Origin of the sequence: Natrinema salaciae (assembly GCF_900110865.1) — an archaeon.
Taxonomy (GTDB): domain Archaea; phylum Halobacteriota; class Halobacteria; order Halobacteriales; family Natrialbaceae; genus Natrinema; species Natrinema salaciae.
The window spans coordinates 101,650-114,649 of sequence record NZ_FOFD01000009.1; the positions used below are offsets into that span (position 1 = coordinate 101,650).

Consider the following 13,000-nt stretch of genomic DNA (forward strand, 5'->3'; position numbering starts at 1 on the left):
CGGGGGATCGGCGCTCGGAACGCGCGTCTGCTCAGCCTCTCCGGCCCGTTGCTCTTCGCACTGACCCTCGCGGTATGGATCACGCTGCTCTGGGCCGGGTGGACGCTCGTCTTCGCCAGCGCCGAGCGCGCCCTCGTCGACACGCTCGAGCGCGGGTCCATCTCGTGGTCCGATCGGCTCTACTTTACCGGATACACGATCTTCACGCTGGGGATCGGAGATTTCGCCCCCAGGACGGGGCGCTGGCAGCTCGTCACGATACTCGCGACCGGGAGCGGCCTGCTCTTCGTCACGCTGAGCGTTACCTACGCGCTCTCCGTCCTCGAGGCGGTCACCCAGAAACGCGCGTTCGCCAGCAGCGTGAGCGGCTTCGGAGCCCGCAGCGAGGAGATCGTTCGTACGAGCTGGACCGGCGAGGAGTTTCAAGGGATCGCGCTCCCGCTGAACGCCCTCGTCACGCAGCTCGCGACCCTCACCGAGAATCACAAGGCCTACCCGGTCCTCCACTACTTTTACAGCGCCCGGACGGATCGATCGCCGATCGTCGAAATCGCCGTCCTCGACGAGACGGTGACGCTGCTCCGGTTCGGCGTTCCGGAACGATACCGGCCGAACCGACTCCTCCTCAGGATCTCGCGGACGAGTATCGAGCACTACCTCGAGACGCTTCACGAAGGGTTCGTCGAGCCGGCAGACAGTTCGCCGCCGCCGCCGGACCTCCGTGCGCTACGCGAGGCGGGCGTCCCGACCGTGTCGAACGACGAGTTCGAGGCCGCTCTCGACGAACTGGAGACGAGACGGCGACTACTGTACGGACTCGTCGAATCCGACGCTCGGGAGTGGCCGTCGACGGGACGGGCCGACCTCCCCGACGCGGACGAATGAGCGAATCCCAGTGGTCGGTATTCCCCATTCCGTTCAATACCCTGGCAATCGAAGGACGACGTATGGCAACCGACGACTCACTGATTCGAACGCTGTTGATCGTTATCGCCGCAATCCTCCTGCTGCCGGTTCTCATGATGACGCTCGCGATTCCCATGATGGGCGTCTGGGGCGGCGGCCACATGTGGAACGGCGGTGCGTGGGGCGGTACCGGCGCAACGTGGATGTGGCTTCTCATGTCGGTTGTCCCGTTGCTGGTGATTCTCGGGCTCGGATATCTCCTGTACAGCGCGGTTCGCCGGTCGGGAACGCGAGGGACGGACCCTGCACTCGAGGAACTGCGAACCGCCTACGCCCGCGGTGATCTCACCGACGAGGAGTTCGAGAACCGGCGTGAACGTCTTCGACGGGAGGAGAAACGATAGGAGGGGGCGTTCACAGCGGGCCGCCTCCCACCGCGCCCCTCGAGATCGTCGGATAGCTGACCCGTGTTACGACTGGTTTTCCGCGGCGTCACCCGTCGATGCTGCGCTCCCGTTCCGGGAGACCCGGAGCCATGCCTTGACGAGTTCGTTCACGTTGTGAAAGATGATGCCGACGGTGAGCAGGGTCGTCGCCAGGTAGATCACGAACCCGGGCGGGCCGCCGACCGTCGCACCGAGGAGACCGCCGGTGATGCCGACGATCGTGAGTTCGATCCACGTCACCAGTATCCGGGAACTCAGCCGCGGCGGTGACGGCTCGGTCTCCGCCCCGTTCGTCGGTCGATCGTCGTTGCGAGCAGTGGGGTCAGCGTCGCTGCCCATCGGGAAGTCCTCGACGTCACCGTCGTCGACAGCCGGACGCCCGACGCGGCCGTCGTCGTCGGCGCCCATCAGTACGACTCACCTGCCTCGACCGGGCCGCTGAACGCGGAGTAGAGGACCACGAAGTAGACGAAGACGAGCGGGAGCAGGATCGCCGCCCCGATCGACATGAGGTTGAGCGGCAGCGTCGAGACGATCGCCGTCTCGACCGTCAGCCCGCCAGCACGGTCGATGGCCGGATACATCAGACCGGCGACGACGCCGACCAGCGCGAAGACGAGGCCCGCAGCGGCACCGAACGCCACGTAGTAGCGGTCCGCCCGCGTCGCCGCCGCGTACACCCCGGCGAGGACGAGCGTGGCGAGGACGAGGGCGGCGACCGGCGCGGAGAACAGGGCCGATCGTAGGGTGGGGGCCGCTCCGTAGACGTATCCCAGCGTCACCACGACAAGGACGAGATAGACCACGAGTGCGCGGTAGCCGTCCGTCCGGAGGTCCTCGCGCAGGTCGCCTCGCGTCTTGAGTCGAAGGAACGCCACGCCGTCGACGACGGTCAGCGCGACGACGGCCAGGCCGACGACGACTCCCGGGAGCGTGACGATCGTCGTCGCGCCGAGCAGCCAGTTCGCCGTGAACATCCCGAGAAAGAACGGGGCCGTGAGGCTGCCGACGACGAACGCGCGCCCCCACCACCGCCGCCACGCCTCGTCGTGGCGCTGTTCGTACATCTCGGGGGCGAGCCCCCGAACGATGAGCGCGCCCAGGATCGCGAACATCAGCAGGTAGTGGCGGCTGAACAGGTTGGCGTAGACGGCCGGGAACGCCGCGAACATGGCGCCGCCGAAGACGACGAGCCACACCTCGTTGCCGTCCCAGAACGGCCCGATCGCGGACAACAACTGCTCGCGTTCGTCGGCGTCCTCGCGCGTCGCGAACAGCGCGCCAACCCCGAAGTCGAAGCCGTCGAGGAACAGGAACATCGCGAGGATGAAGAACAACAGCCCGAACCAGAGGTCCGCGAGCGGCAGCCCGAACAGGGGTTCGGTCGCGAGTGAAGCCGGGTCAGTCATCGGCCTGCACCTCCGACGTGGGCGTCTCCGCCGCGTCGTCCAGTGCGGGACCGTCAACCTCCGGCGGCCCGGCACGGACGATCCGGACGACGACGTACGTATAGAGTACGAGCAGTCCGAGGTAGACGACGGCGAACCCGGCGAGCGTCATCGTCGCTTCCGCAGCCGTGAGTCCCGGTGAGACGCCCTCGCTCGTCCGCAAGACGTCCTGAATGACCCACGGCTGGCGACCGACCTCGGTGACGACCCAGCCGAGTTCGACCGCGATGATTCCGAGCGGCGTCGAGGCCATCAGGGCCTTGTGGAGGAGGTCGTCCTCGAGGAGTTCGCCCCGCCACCAGCGGTAGCCGCCCCAGACGGCGAGCAGGATGAACCAGAAGCCGAGCGCGACCATGATCCGGAACGCCCAGAAGACGACCGCGACTGGCGGCTGGGGGCCGTCGAACTCCTCGAGACCCTGTATGGTCGCCTGCGGATCGCCGCCGCTGGCGAGCCACGACGCCCCGCCGGGGATGCCGATGCCGAAGATGTCCTTGGCCCGCGGGTCCAGTAGGTCCTGAATACTCGTCGGAAACGCGACGATGTACTCGGGGACGTACGAGTCGGTCTCCCAGACGGCCTCCATCGCGGCGAACTTCTGTGGCTGGGTCTCGACGACGTGTCGAGCGTACAGATCGCCGTGGAGCACCTGCAACGGCGCGGTGATGAGCAGCGCGAGGAGGCCGAACTTGAGCGTTGTCTCCCAGAATCCGATGTTCTCGACCGGATACCCCCACACGTGGTGTCTGAAGACGAAGTAGGCCCCGAGCCCGGCCATGAACAGCGCGACGGACTCGACGGCGGCGTTTTGCATGTGGACGAACATCCAGGGGAACCGCGGGTTGGCGTAGGCGGCGACCGGATCGACCAACTGAACGATCGTCCGCCCGTTCTCCGTGGCCAGTTCGTACCCCCGCGGAGTCTGCATCCACGAGTTGGCGATCAAGATCCAGACGGCCGAGAGCCACGTCCCGAGTCCGACGGCGACCGCCGAGACCATGTACAGCGCGTTTCCGACGCGCTCGCGGCCGAAGACGAAGATCCCGAGAAACGTCGCTTCCAGCATGAACGCCATCATCCCCTCGAGCGCGAGCGGCCCGCCGAACAGCTCGCCGGCGGTTGTAGAAAACGCCGCGAAGTTGGTGCCGAACTCGAACTCGAGGACGATTCCGGTCACGGTGCCGACGACGAAGCTGACGGCGAAGATTCGCGTCCAGAACCTGCGTAGCTGCTCGTAGATCGGTTTCCCGGTACGGATATCCTTCCACGTGAAGTAGACGAGGAAGGGGGCGAGCCCCATGCTCATCACCGGGAAGATGATGTGGACGATCGTCGTGAGCGCGAACTGCAGTCGACTGCCGGTGACTGGATCGATCATGATGTGGACCACGACTGAGCTTCGGAGGCGATTCCACCTCGAGACGGCGGGTTGCTTGCGATCGAAGGGAGGTGCTGCCGAGGGGTAGTGTTTGCGGTACGAACGTCGAATTGCGGCGTACTACGTCTCACGCGGATGTATTCGACGGGTATCGCGCTGATACTCGCCGGCGGCTGCAGCGACGGGCCTCATCGACCGGGCTGCTCCCGCAGCCTCCGGCCCGTCTCGCGAGCGACGGCGAACACGAATCCGAGCCCCCGTCGCACGTCCAGGTCTCGGAGGGCACGTACCAGCCCGCGTACACCGAGCGGTTTCGTCGGTTCGGCGCTCGCTTCACCGACAGCCTCGAGCAGCGACTCGAGCGTCCGGGCCACGTCGTCGTCGGCCGCGGTGTCGGCGACTTCACCGAGTTTCGTCCCGGTCGCCGCGAGATCGGTCACCATGTCGTCGTCCATCGCATTCGACGCGAGCGCGACGAGATCCGCCATCGCTAGCAGGTCGTCGAGCGTCCCCGACCGCTGCAGGCGGGCCAGCGTCTCGATGGCGTCGGCCAGGTCCGCGGCGTTCTCGCCGGTCGCCTCGCCGAGCCGTGCGGCGTCGGGAGTCGCCAGCCCGTCGGCCGCAGCGCCGAGGTTCGTCGCCGTCCCTGCCAGCTCCTCGACCATCCGGTCGTCCATCGCCGCCGTCGCGAGGTCCGCCGTATCGAGCAGGTCGTTGACGACGCCGAGGCGCTCTATGAACTGGGCGACCTCCTCGGGGTTCTCGGCGACGAGTTCCTCGAGGGCCGGGCCCCCGGCACCGGCGGTCTCGTTCGCGGCTCCAGTTTCGGTTTCGGGTTCGGATTCGGACATCTATAGTACCCCCCGTGCGGTCAGCCAGTAGGACTCGTTGTAGCCGAGCTTGGCCCAGTGGAGCGGTTTCGACGGCTCGCGGACGAACGGCTCCTCGCCGTAGGAGAACTCGATGAACGTGGCCTCGTCCATCCCGGCCTCGAGGAAGCAGACGGTCTTGCCGTCGTAGGTCGCCGTCGGGACCGTCCCGCGGGCGCGGCTGGCGATCCGGTCCGCCACGACGCCTGCCTCGTAGTGGGCGACGCTGCCGGCCTTGCTCGTCGGAACGTCCGCGACGTCGCCGATCGCGTAGACATCCTCGGCCGCCGTCGCCTCGAGCGTGTGCCTGTCGACGTCGATCCAGCCGTCTTCACCGAGCCCCGCGTCGGTCACGAGGTCGCTGCCCCGGTGGGGCGGGATCGCCACGAGCAGGTCGTACTCGAGTTCGTTCCCTTCGACCGTTCCGACGACTTCCGCGTCGGGGTCGACCTCGTCGACGTTGAAGAACGTCTCGAGGGCGATGTCGCGTTCCTCGAACAGGTCGGTCGCCCAGTCGGCGATCGGTTCGAGGCCGTGGGCGCGGTTGATCGGATACGTGTAAGTGATGTCGACGTCCTCGCGTCGGCCGCGCTCGCGGAGCCAGTCGTCGACCATCAGGGTGAACTCGACCGGCGCGGCCGGACACATGTGCGGGACGCCGACGACGCTCAGCACGAGGTGACCCTCGGTGAAGTCGGCGAGTTCGTCCCGGAGGCGTTCGGCGCCGTCGGGGCCGTAGAAGTGGTGGCCGCCTTCGGCGAGTCCCGGAACGGCCTCGGGGTCGAGGCTCGCGCCGGTCGCCAGCACGAGTTGGTCGTAGCGCAGCGAGGGCGTCCTGTCGGCAAGCGACAGGCGCTTTCGATCCGTGTCGACGTCGGTGACCTCGTCGATCGTCAGGGTGACGCGGCGGTCGACCAGTTCCTCGATCGGCCGCTTGGCGTCGTCGACCGTCTTCTTCCCGAACGGCACGTACAGGAACGTCGGCTTGTAGACGTGGTTCGGATCGGCCGTGATCAGTCGAACCGCGACGTCTCCGGCCTCGATCTCGCTCCGTAGCTCGCTCGCGAGTCGGTTCGCGAGGACCGTCCCGCCCGTTCCGCCGCCGACGATTGCGATTCGATGCATCTCAGTCGACCTCCAAGTAGATGTTCCAGTGGTCGTCGTGCTCCTCGATCTCGAGTAACTCGTGGCCGGCCTCCTCGAGCCACTCCGGCACGTCGGTCGTGGAGTTCCGTGCGGTGGTCTGGAGTTCGACCACGGTGCCGGGGTCGAGGGTCTTCACCGTCCCGATGAGGTCCATCAGCGGGCCGGGACACGTCGCGCCGCGCGAGTCGATCGTCACGTCAGGGGTGGTAGTATTCGTCATCGGTCTAGGTCCGTAGTTTCCGTCGTCGTCGTTCGAACTCGTCCTCGGAGAGGTCCCCGCGGGCGTAGCGCTCGCGGAGTTCCTCGAGGGCGTGGTCGGGTCGGTCGGTGCGGGCAACTCGGCGCAGACCGGCGACCCAGACGGCGATCAGGGCCACCAGGCCGAACAGGAGGATCGGCCAGAGGAACATCCAGCCGCCGAATCCTCCCCAGCCGCCCATCGGTCCGCCGCCACCGCCGTGGGTCTGTGCGGACGCCGTCGCGGTCGCGGCGACGAGGAAGACGGCGCTGACCACCGTCACTCGCCCCGCGGACCGTCCGAGCGTGTCGCGTCGGTCGATCATCATCGGATCACACGTGGAGTTTGGTATTGTGTAATAAAACCATTATCGCGAAATCCCTCTGGGCAGGAAGAGGCGAAGAATATATGCTGAAGCGGTCGAGCTCGAGCGGCGCTACCGTCCGCCGAACCGCTCGTGTCGACTCCCCCGCCGACCGATAGATCCGATCGGCTACCGCCGTCAGGTTTCGTCCGTAGCGGTTCCGATATCCCCAACAGGCGGAGGCTGCTCGTCGCGACCGACCGGTCACCGACCGCGGCGGTCGCGTCACCCCCCGACGGCGATCCGCGACCGGTCGCCATATCAATATTGCCCCTACTACACAAAATCGTTATAATCGTGGAGTCCGTACCATCCCACGATGAGCGACACTGGAGACGACGAACGACAGCGAATTCGCGAGCAGAAGAAACGCGAGCTGCAGGAACGCCTCGAGAGTGGCGGGAGCCTCGATGCGGTCGACGCCGACGAAGGGGGCGACGCGCCCGACGAGCCGATCGCGATTACGGGACAGGGTCACTTCGAGGAGGTCGTCGACGAGCACGACGTGGTCCTCGTGGACTGCTACGCCGACTGGTGCGGTCCCTGTCAGATGCTCGAGCCGACGATCGAGGCCCTCGCCGCGGAGACCGACGCTGCCGTCGCGAAGGTCGACGTCGACCGCCACCAGCGCCTCGCCCAGCAGCTCGGCGCTCGCGGGGTTCCGACGCTCGTCCTCTACGCCGACGGCCAGCCGGTCGAGCGGACGGTCGGTGTACAGGACCGGGCGACGCTCGACGGACTGATCGAGCAACACGCGTAGCGATCGAGCTCCGGAGTCACGCGACACCCATCCGGAACCGACCCCCCGCGAGGAATCCACAGGCCGACCACACCCACCCACGATTCAATCATGTCCACTGACTGGCGACGAGCGATCCAAACGCAACGGACGGAGAAAGACCGATACTTCGGCAGCGATCCCCGCTCGCCGATCCCCGACGCGGAGCGCGAGTCGTTCGACGGCCTCGAGTACTACCCGATCGACGGGGAGTACCGGTTCGAACTGCCGCTCGACGAGTACGACGATCCCGAACGCGTCACCGTCGGGACGAGTACCGACGGCGAGCGGGCGTACCTGCGCTGGGGCGAGTTCCGCGTCACCGTCGACGGCGACGACGTCGCACTCCAGGCCTACAAGTCCGATCCGGCCGACGACCGACTCTGGGTCCCGTTCCGCGACGCAACCAGCGGCGACGAGACCTACGGCGCCGGCCGGTACCTCGACCTCGAGTACGACAGCCATCGGACGAGCGAGGGGAACTGGGTCCTCGACTTCAACGAGGCGTACAACCCGACCTGCGCCTACTCGGACCGGTACGAGTGTCCCCTCCCGCCGACGGAGAACTGGCTCGAGGTGCCGATCGAGGCCGGCGAGAAGGCGTTTCGGTGAGCGACGTCCCGTCCGCGGACTCGAATCGACGAACACAGAATAACCACTCCTGAATTGGCCTATTTTGAAATCGGTTACTCGGTGCGTTTCTGCCACTGCTCGAACATCGGACACGTCTTCGGACTGATAGGCGGTGAGACGATGGAATCATCGCGGACGCCTTGAACGCGCCGGACAAGAATGCCGAGTACGGCCGGGACGTCACCGGTCGGTGGCGTACTGCGCGACGGTCCCACTTCTTTCTCGACTATCGTTCGGGACGAGTGGATGGTAGACCGAAACGAACAGGTATCGAAACGAAATACCTAGACGACCGCTTCTCACGGCTGTTTCGGGACGCACAGCGAACGCGCGACCGAAACCGCCTGCCGTACTGCCCTACGCGCCGAGCACGAACATCGATCCGTAGCCGAGCCCGAACGCGAGCACGAACGACACGGCCCAGGCGACGACGGTGAGCCCCAGCTTCCGGGGACTGACCCCCTCCCCGCCGGCAACCGCGAGACCGCTGCCGACGATCGCGCTCACGACGATCTCGTTGAACGAGACCGGCACTCCAAGCAGGACTGCAGTCTGTGCGATGAGGAACGAGGGAACGAGCGTCGCGATCGATCGGCGCGGCCCCAGCGACGCGTACTCCTGGGAAATCGACTTGATCATCCGCGGTGCGCTCGTCCAGGAGCCGACGAGGATCCCGACGCCGCCGCCGAGCAGAACCGCAATCGGCGAGATCATCGGCAGTTCCTCGAGTAGCGGGAGCAACGGCCCGACGGCCAGCCCGACCTGACTCGCCCCCGCCGAAAAGGCCACGAGCGCGCCGAGCGAGAGCACGAACCGCCGTAGCCCGCCCTCCAGGTCGCGACCGACGTCCCAGCGGACGCTGGCCGCGACGAGCACGCCGAGACCGAGCGAGACCGCGGCTGTGGCGGCGCGGCCGTCGACCGGAACCACGGCGACGCCGGCGGCGGCGAGCGTTCCGCCAACAGGCGCGAGGAACGTGAACTCGAGGTTCGCGACGACGGCGCCGACGAACCCGGCGAGGATCGGGATGCTCGCATCCTCGGGAACGTCCGGTCGCGGGAGCACGCTCGCGATACCGTACGCGATGCCGCCGCCGACGAGGGGGGTCAGTACCCACACGGCCCCGACCTCGGCGTACTTCGTCCAGGCCGGCTCACCGCCGAGCGCGAAGCCGACGCCGATGACCGCACCGGTCACCGTGAACGCGGTCGCGATCGGATAGCCGGTGTAGATGCCGATGGCCATGAGGCCAGCACCGATCAACAGGACGACGATGACGCCGCTGACCGGGAGGCTGATCCCGTCGACGAGTCCGTTGCCGACGGCCTTCGAGACGCTGCCGCCCTGTGTCACCGCGCCGGCGAACCCGAGGATCCCGACGAGAAACGCCGCTCGCATCGTCGAGATCGCGTTCGCGCCGACGGCCGGTGCAAACGGCGTCGCGCCGCTCGAGCCGGCGCCGATTACCCAGGCCATGAACAGGCTTGCGACGGCGGCGACGACGAACAGCAGTGCTGTGGCAGGTTCCATCAGTGGACAAAAAGACGATGTGTTGGGTGGCGATGTTCGGACACGATGCTAGTCGGCGCCCGTCGCGGCCGCCTCGGACGCGGCTCGCTGGCTTCGCCAGCGGCCCTGCAGGTAGGAGCCGACGAACATGCCGGCGAGCGCCCACAGGATGGAGACGTTGCCGACGCCGAGGCTGGCGTAGGCGGCTCCGGGACAGATCCCCGAAAGGCCCCAGCCGACGCCGAAGATCGCCCCGCCGATCAGGACGTTCCGGTCGAAGGGTTTCAGCCGGCGTTCGTACCGGTCGCCGGTCAACGGCGCGCTGTCTCGAATTCGGGGCATCACGGCGAAGGCGACCCCGGAGACGATTGCCGCGCCGAACATGACGAACAGCAGTCCGAAGTCCTCGAACTGCAGGAAGTTCAACACGACTTCCGGGCGCGCCATCTGGCTGAATCCGAGCCCGAACCCGAAGATCAGGCCGCCGACGAGGATCAGCGGCATGAACAGGGGATGGCGATCCGCCATTACGGACTCACCCCCAGTGCCGCGACGATCTGACCGGTCACGATCGCGACTGTCAGGAACGTCACGACGCCGACGATCGAGGTCTTCGACGCCGAGCCGACGCCGCAGACGCCGTGGCCCGACGTACACCCTTTGCCGATTCGGGTGCCGATCCCGACGAATACGCCGCCGACCAGCAGCCGCCAGGCCTGCACGTCGGTCGACCAGAGCGTCACGCCGCCGACCTCGTACAGTTCGCCGGTCGTCCCGGGCTGGTAGAGTGAGGTCGTGACCACTCCGGACTGGACCGTCGCCGCGAACGCCAGCCCGCCCAGGATGATCCCGAGTGTAAATACGACCCGCCAGTCACGCGACGAGACGTACTGCTGGAACCGGGACTGCTCGGAGACGTACGACAGCGTCGACTCGAGGAACGTACTCGCCCCGGCCGGGATGCCGGTCCCGATGTAGATCACGACCGCGCCGAGACCGACGAGTAACCCACCGACGGCGTAGCGGCTGATCCCGTTGGGGAACAGCTCAGCGGTCAGCTGGAGCGGGACTGGATCAGCTACCATTGGGGGTTAGTCACCGGCGAGCGACTCCTGGCTCGCGGCGCAGTTGTTCGGCCCGAGCTCGAGTTCGAAGGCTTCCTCGTCGTCGGCTTCCTGCTGGCCGAGGTTCGTCGGGATGATGTCCTCGTAGTTGGCCGGACGGGGCGGCATGTCCGAGAGGATCAGCTCGACGAACTCGTCTTCGTCCATCGTCAGGGCGTCCATCTCCGCGGTGAGCTGACCGATCGGTGCCGTGTACGTGCTGTCCGCTGCGGGCTCGGCGGCGTCGCTGAAGTGAGCGCCGCCGATGAGCGTGTCGTCGGGCAGGGTCAGCACGCGCTCCTGGAGCGACTCGTAGAGCTGCGCGGCCGCCTCGGGAGCGCCGTCGTCGCCCTCCTCCAAGTCGGGTCGGGCGACGCTCTCGACGAACAGCCCGTCGCCGGTCGCGAGCAGCTCGCCGTCGATCAAATACGAGGTCATCCCGGAGGTGTGGCCGGGCGTGTAAACCGTCTCGATCGTGGCGTCGCCGACGTGGAACTCGTCGCCGTCCGCCGCGAGGGTCATCTCGTCGGCGTAGGTGACGCCGCGGTCGACCGACGCCTCGGGGATGATGCCCTCGACGCCGACGGCGTCGAGCGCGCGAACTCCCGAGATGTGGTCCGCGTGAATGTGCGTGTCGATCGCGTATTTCAGGTCGACACCCAGCTCGTCCGCGTCCGTGAGGTAGCGATCGGTGAAGGCACGTAGCGGGTCGATGATGGCGGCCTCGCCACCGTCGACGGCGAGGTAGCCGAGACAGCCGCTCGAGGGACGCTGGTACTGGTAGAGCGTCCCGGCACCGTCGTAGCGCTCGACTTCGACGCGTTCGTAGATGCGCGCCCAGCCGTTCATTCCATCCTCGAGGTGGTCGACGTCGTACCCGTGTTCCGCGAGCGTGCCCGCGACGTACTCGCTGGCACCCCCCTTCGCACAGAGAACCGTCACGTTACGGTCGTCGGGAATCCGTGCAAGGACGTCGTCGTCGATCTCGTCCTCGAGGAACTCGAAGTACGGCACGTTGATCGACTCGACGTTCTCACCGTCGATGTGCCACTCGTCGTAGTCCGATTCCATTCGCGCATCGAGGAGCGTAACGTTCTCGCCCGCGTCGATGCGACTCTTCAGCGTGTCCGGTGCGACCGTCTCGACGTCTGCATCCGGAGTCGGGAAGTCTTCTGCGTTCATTGTCGTACATACACCCCTACCGGCTGGTAGCATATAAGGATTTGCATAGTAGTTCCCCATCTGCACAATACAGCAACGCCGGTGTTCGAAGCTAAGAGCCACAGTTTGCTCATATTCCGGCCACATACTGTTCTAACGCGCCTCCCCGCGTGACCGGTTGTTTGTGCATCGCACAATGATCGACATCCTTTTACCCCCGCAGCCAATATTGTGTAGTAACTCCAATACAGATCACGGAGTATCCAATCATGAGTGACGAATTCGACATCACGGAGACGCTCGACGTCAAAGGTGCATCGTGTCCCATGCCGGTCGTCAAGACCAAGTCCGCTATCGACGAGCTCGACGGCGGCGACGTGCTCGAGGTGCTGGCGACGGACTCGGGCAGTATGAGCGACATCGACGGCTGGGCGACCGGTACCGAAGGCGTCGAACTCCTCGACCAGGTCGAGGACGGCGACGTGTACAAACACTACGTGCAGAAGACGGCGTAACATGAGTACGGACACACCCGCGGCGGCGGACGGTGAACCGATGAGCGAGGAGGCGCTTCGCGCACAGGTCGAAGAGCTAGAGGAGAAAGTCGCCTCGCTCGAGACCGAACTCGGCGACGACGGCAAAAAGATGACCATCGTCGCGACCAAGGGCAGCTTCGACATGGCCTACCCGCCGCTGATCCTCGCGAGCACGGCCGCTGCCTTCGGCTGGGACGTCGTCGTCTTCCACACCTTCTGGGGACTCGACATCCTCCACGAGGAGAAGTCGGCAGACCTCAAACTGAGCGCCGTCGGCAACCCGAACATGCCGCTGCCGAACTCGATCGCCGCCCTTCCCGGGATGGACCGCATGGCCACCAAAATGATGCAGAAGAAAATCGACGAAAACGGCACCGCCACCATCCAGGAACTCATCGACCTCTCCCTCGAGCAGGGCGTCGACCTCCAGGCCTGCCAGATGACCATCGAACTGATGGACTACGACGAAGACGACTTCTACGACG

Annotated in this window: 17 protein-coding genes; 6 read left to right on the top strand and 11 right to left on the bottom strand. The window is 66.2% G+C overall.

The window, feature by feature from the left end; translation table 11 throughout:
• The first annotated feature begins 60 nt into the window (after positions 1 to 60).
• On the top strand, positions 61 to 885 hold the full coding sequence (locus tag BMX07_RS22885; protein ID WP_245742207.1) for a potassium channel family protein: 825 nt from the start codon (positions 61 to 63) through the stop codon (positions 883 to 885).
• 62 nt (positions 886 to 947) lie between these two features.
• Positions 948 to 1,310: an SHOCT domain-containing protein gene (locus BMX07_RS22890; RefSeq protein ID WP_090623228.1), complete on the top strand. Its 363-nt coding sequence runs from the start codon at positions 948 to 950 to the stop codon at positions 1,308 to 1,310.
• A gap of 66 nt (positions 1,311 to 1,376) precedes the next feature.
• Here BMX07_RS22890 and BMX07_RS22895 read toward each other — a convergent pair whose 3' ends face one another.
• From BMX07_RS22895 to BMX07_RS22925, 7 genes are all read right to left on the bottom strand, one after another.
• A complete protein-coding gene (locus tag BMX07_RS22895) occupies positions 1,377 to 1,691 on the bottom strand; it encodes a hypothetical protein (RefSeq protein WP_090623340.1) in 315 nt (104 codons plus the stop codon).
• 68 nt (positions 1,692 to 1,759) lie between these two features.
• Positions 1,760 to 2,761 (bottom strand): cytochrome d ubiquinol oxidase subunit II, encoded by a 1,002-nt coding sequence (cydB, locus tag BMX07_RS22900; RefSeq protein ID WP_090623231.1) that lies wholly within the window; start codon positions 2,759 to 2,761, stop codon positions 1,760 to 1,762.
• Positions 2,754 to 4,178 (bottom strand): cytochrome ubiquinol oxidase subunit I, encoded by a 1,425-nt coding sequence (locus BMX07_RS22905; protein WP_090623234.1) that lies wholly within the window; start codon positions 4,176 to 4,178, stop codon positions 2,754 to 2,756. The genes cydB and BMX07_RS22905 overlap by 8 nt, the downstream gene beginning before the upstream one ends.
• Positions 4,179 to 4,366: 188 nt before the next feature.
• The gene (locus BMX07_RS22910) at positions 4,367 to 5,029 is read right to left on the bottom strand and encodes a helical membrane plugin domain-containing protein (RefSeq protein WP_090623238.1); all 663 of its coding nucleotides are present in this window, start codon (positions 5,027 to 5,029) and stop codon (positions 4,367 to 4,369) included.
• Positions 5,030 to 6,172 carry an NAD(P)/FAD-dependent oxidoreductase gene (locus tag BMX07_RS22915; RefSeq protein WP_090623242.1) on the bottom strand — a complete coding sequence of 381 codons (1,143 nt, stop codon included), beginning with the start codon at positions 6,170 to 6,172 and terminating at the stop codon, positions 5,030 to 5,032. It lies immediately after the preceding gene.
• Between the two features lies 1 nt (position 6,173).
• On the bottom strand, positions 6,174 to 6,413 hold the full coding sequence (locus tag BMX07_RS22920) for a sulfurtransferase TusA family protein (RefSeq protein WP_090623246.1): 240 nt from the start codon (positions 6,411 to 6,413) through the stop codon (positions 6,174 to 6,176).
• A gap of 4 nt (positions 6,414 to 6,417) precedes the next feature.
• Complete coding sequence (locus BMX07_RS22925; protein WP_342708272.1) at positions 6,418 to 6,759, bottom strand: SHOCT domain-containing protein; 342 nt, start codon at positions 6,757 to 6,759, stop codon at positions 6,418 to 6,420.
• A gap of 355 nt (positions 6,760 to 7,114) precedes the next feature.
• On the opposite strand from BMX07_RS22925, the gene trxA reads away from it, so the two are divergent.
• Together trxA and BMX07_RS22935 are read left to right on the top strand one after the other, a co-directional pair.
• Positions 7,115 to 7,555, top strand: coding sequence for a thioredoxin (gene trxA / locus BMX07_RS22930; RefSeq protein WP_090623253.1), 441 nt, complete (start codon positions 7,115 to 7,117; stop codon positions 7,553 to 7,555).
• 90 nt (positions 7,556 to 7,645) lie between these two features.
• Positions 7,646 to 8,185 (top strand): DUF1684 domain-containing protein, encoded by a 540-nt coding sequence (locus BMX07_RS22935; RefSeq protein ID WP_090623254.1) that lies wholly within the window; start codon positions 7,646 to 7,648, stop codon positions 8,183 to 8,185.
• 378 nt (positions 8,186 to 8,563) lie between these two features.
• On the opposite strand, the gene BMX07_RS22940 is transcribed toward BMX07_RS22935, so the two are convergent.
• Genes BMX07_RS22940 through BMX07_RS22955 form a run of 4 tightly spaced genes read right to left on the bottom strand, consistent with a single transcriptional unit; the run spans position 8,564 to position 12,000 of the window.
• Complete coding sequence (locus BMX07_RS22940) at positions 8,564 to 9,736, bottom strand: inorganic phosphate transporter (protein WP_090623259.1); 1,173 nt, start codon at positions 9,734 to 9,736, stop codon at positions 8,564 to 8,566.
• Between the two features lie 48 nt (positions 9,737 to 9,784).
• The gene (locus tag BMX07_RS22945; RefSeq protein WP_090623264.1) at positions 9,785 to 10,243 is read right to left on the bottom strand and encodes a YeeE/YedE family protein; all 459 of its coding nucleotides are present in this window, start codon (positions 10,241 to 10,243) and stop codon (positions 9,785 to 9,787) included.
• Positions 10,243 to 10,800 carry a YeeE/YedE family protein gene (locus BMX07_RS22950; protein WP_090623268.1) on the bottom strand — a complete coding sequence of 186 codons (558 nt, stop codon included), beginning with the start codon at positions 10,798 to 10,800 and terminating at the stop codon, positions 10,243 to 10,245. The genes BMX07_RS22945 and BMX07_RS22950 overlap by 1 nt, the downstream gene beginning before the upstream one ends.
• A 6-nt stretch (positions 10,801 to 10,806) precedes the next feature.
• Positions 10,807 to 12,000: an MBL fold metallo-hydrolase gene (locus BMX07_RS22955; RefSeq protein ID WP_090623272.1), complete on the bottom strand. Its 1,194-nt coding sequence runs from the start codon at positions 11,998 to 12,000 to the stop codon at positions 10,807 to 10,809.
• Positions 12,001 to 12,248: 248 nt separating this feature from the next.
• Between BMX07_RS22955 and BMX07_RS22960 the strand changes: the two genes are divergently transcribed.
• Both BMX07_RS22960 and BMX07_RS22965 read left to right on the top strand, forming a co-directional pair.
• Entirely contained in the window at positions 12,249 to 12,494 is a 246-nt protein-coding gene (locus tag BMX07_RS22960; protein ID WP_090623275.1) for a sulfurtransferase TusA family protein, read from the top strand.
• 1 nt (position 12,495) lies between these two features.
• On the top strand, positions 12,496 to 13,000 hold a 505-nt coding region (locus BMX07_RS22965), incomplete at its 3' end, for a DsrE/DsrF/DrsH-like family protein (RefSeq protein ID WP_090623279.1).

Bases quoted from the DNA above. Each gene is read 5' to 3' on its own strand.
- BMX07_RS22890 (WP_090623228.1), top strand. From the start codon at position 948: ATGGCAACCGACGACTCACTGATTCGAACGCTGTTGATCGTTATCGCC.
- BMX07_RS22895 (WP_090623340.1), bottom strand. From the start codon at position 1,691: ATGGGCAGCGACGCTGACCCCACTGCTCGCAACGACGATCGACCGACG.
- cydB (WP_090623231.1), bottom strand. From the start codon at position 2,761: ATGACTGACCCGGCTTCACTCGCGACCGAACCCCTGTTCGGGCTGCCG.
- BMX07_RS22905 (WP_090623234.1), bottom strand. From the start codon at position 4,178: ATGATCGATCCAGTCACCGGCAGTCGACTGCAGTTCGCGCTCACGACG.
- BMX07_RS22910 (WP_090623238.1), bottom strand. From the start codon at position 5,029: ATGTCCGAATCCGAACCCGAAACCGAAACTGGAGCCGCGAACGAGACC.
- BMX07_RS22915 (WP_090623242.1), bottom strand. From the start codon at position 6,172: ATGCATCGAATCGCAATCGTCGGCGGCGGAACGGGCGGGACGGTCCTC.
- BMX07_RS22920 (WP_090623246.1), bottom strand. From the start codon at position 6,413: ATGACGAATACTACCACCCCTGACGTGACGATCGACTCGCGCGGCGCG.
- BMX07_RS22925 (WP_342708272.1), bottom strand. From the start codon at position 6,759: ATGATGATCGACCGACGCGACACGCTCGGACGGTCCGCGGGGCGAGTG.
- trxA (WP_090623253.1), top strand. From the start codon at position 7,115: ATGAGCGACACTGGAGACGACGAACGACAGCGAATTCGCGAGCAGAAG.
- BMX07_RS22935 (WP_090623254.1), top strand. From the start codon at position 7,646: ATGTCCACTGACTGGCGACGAGCGATCCAAACGCAACGGACGGAGAAA.
- BMX07_RS22940 (WP_090623259.1), bottom strand. From the start codon at position 9,736: ATGGAACCTGCCACAGCACTGCTGTTCGTCGTCGCCGCCGTCGCAAGC.
- BMX07_RS22945 (WP_090623264.1), bottom strand. From the start codon at position 10,243: ATGGCGGATCGCCATCCCCTGTTCATGCCGCTGATCCTCGTCGGCGGC.
- BMX07_RS22950 (WP_090623268.1), bottom strand. From the start codon at position 10,800: ATGGTAGCTGATCCAGTCCCGCTCCAGCTGACCGCTGAGCTGTTCCCC.
- BMX07_RS22955 (WP_090623272.1), bottom strand. From the start codon at position 12,000: ATGAACGCAGAAGACTTCCCGACTCCGGATGCAGACGTCGAGACGGTC.
- BMX07_RS22960 (WP_090623275.1), top strand. From the start codon at position 12,249: ATGAGTGACGAATTCGACATCACGGAGACGCTCGACGTCAAAGGTGCA.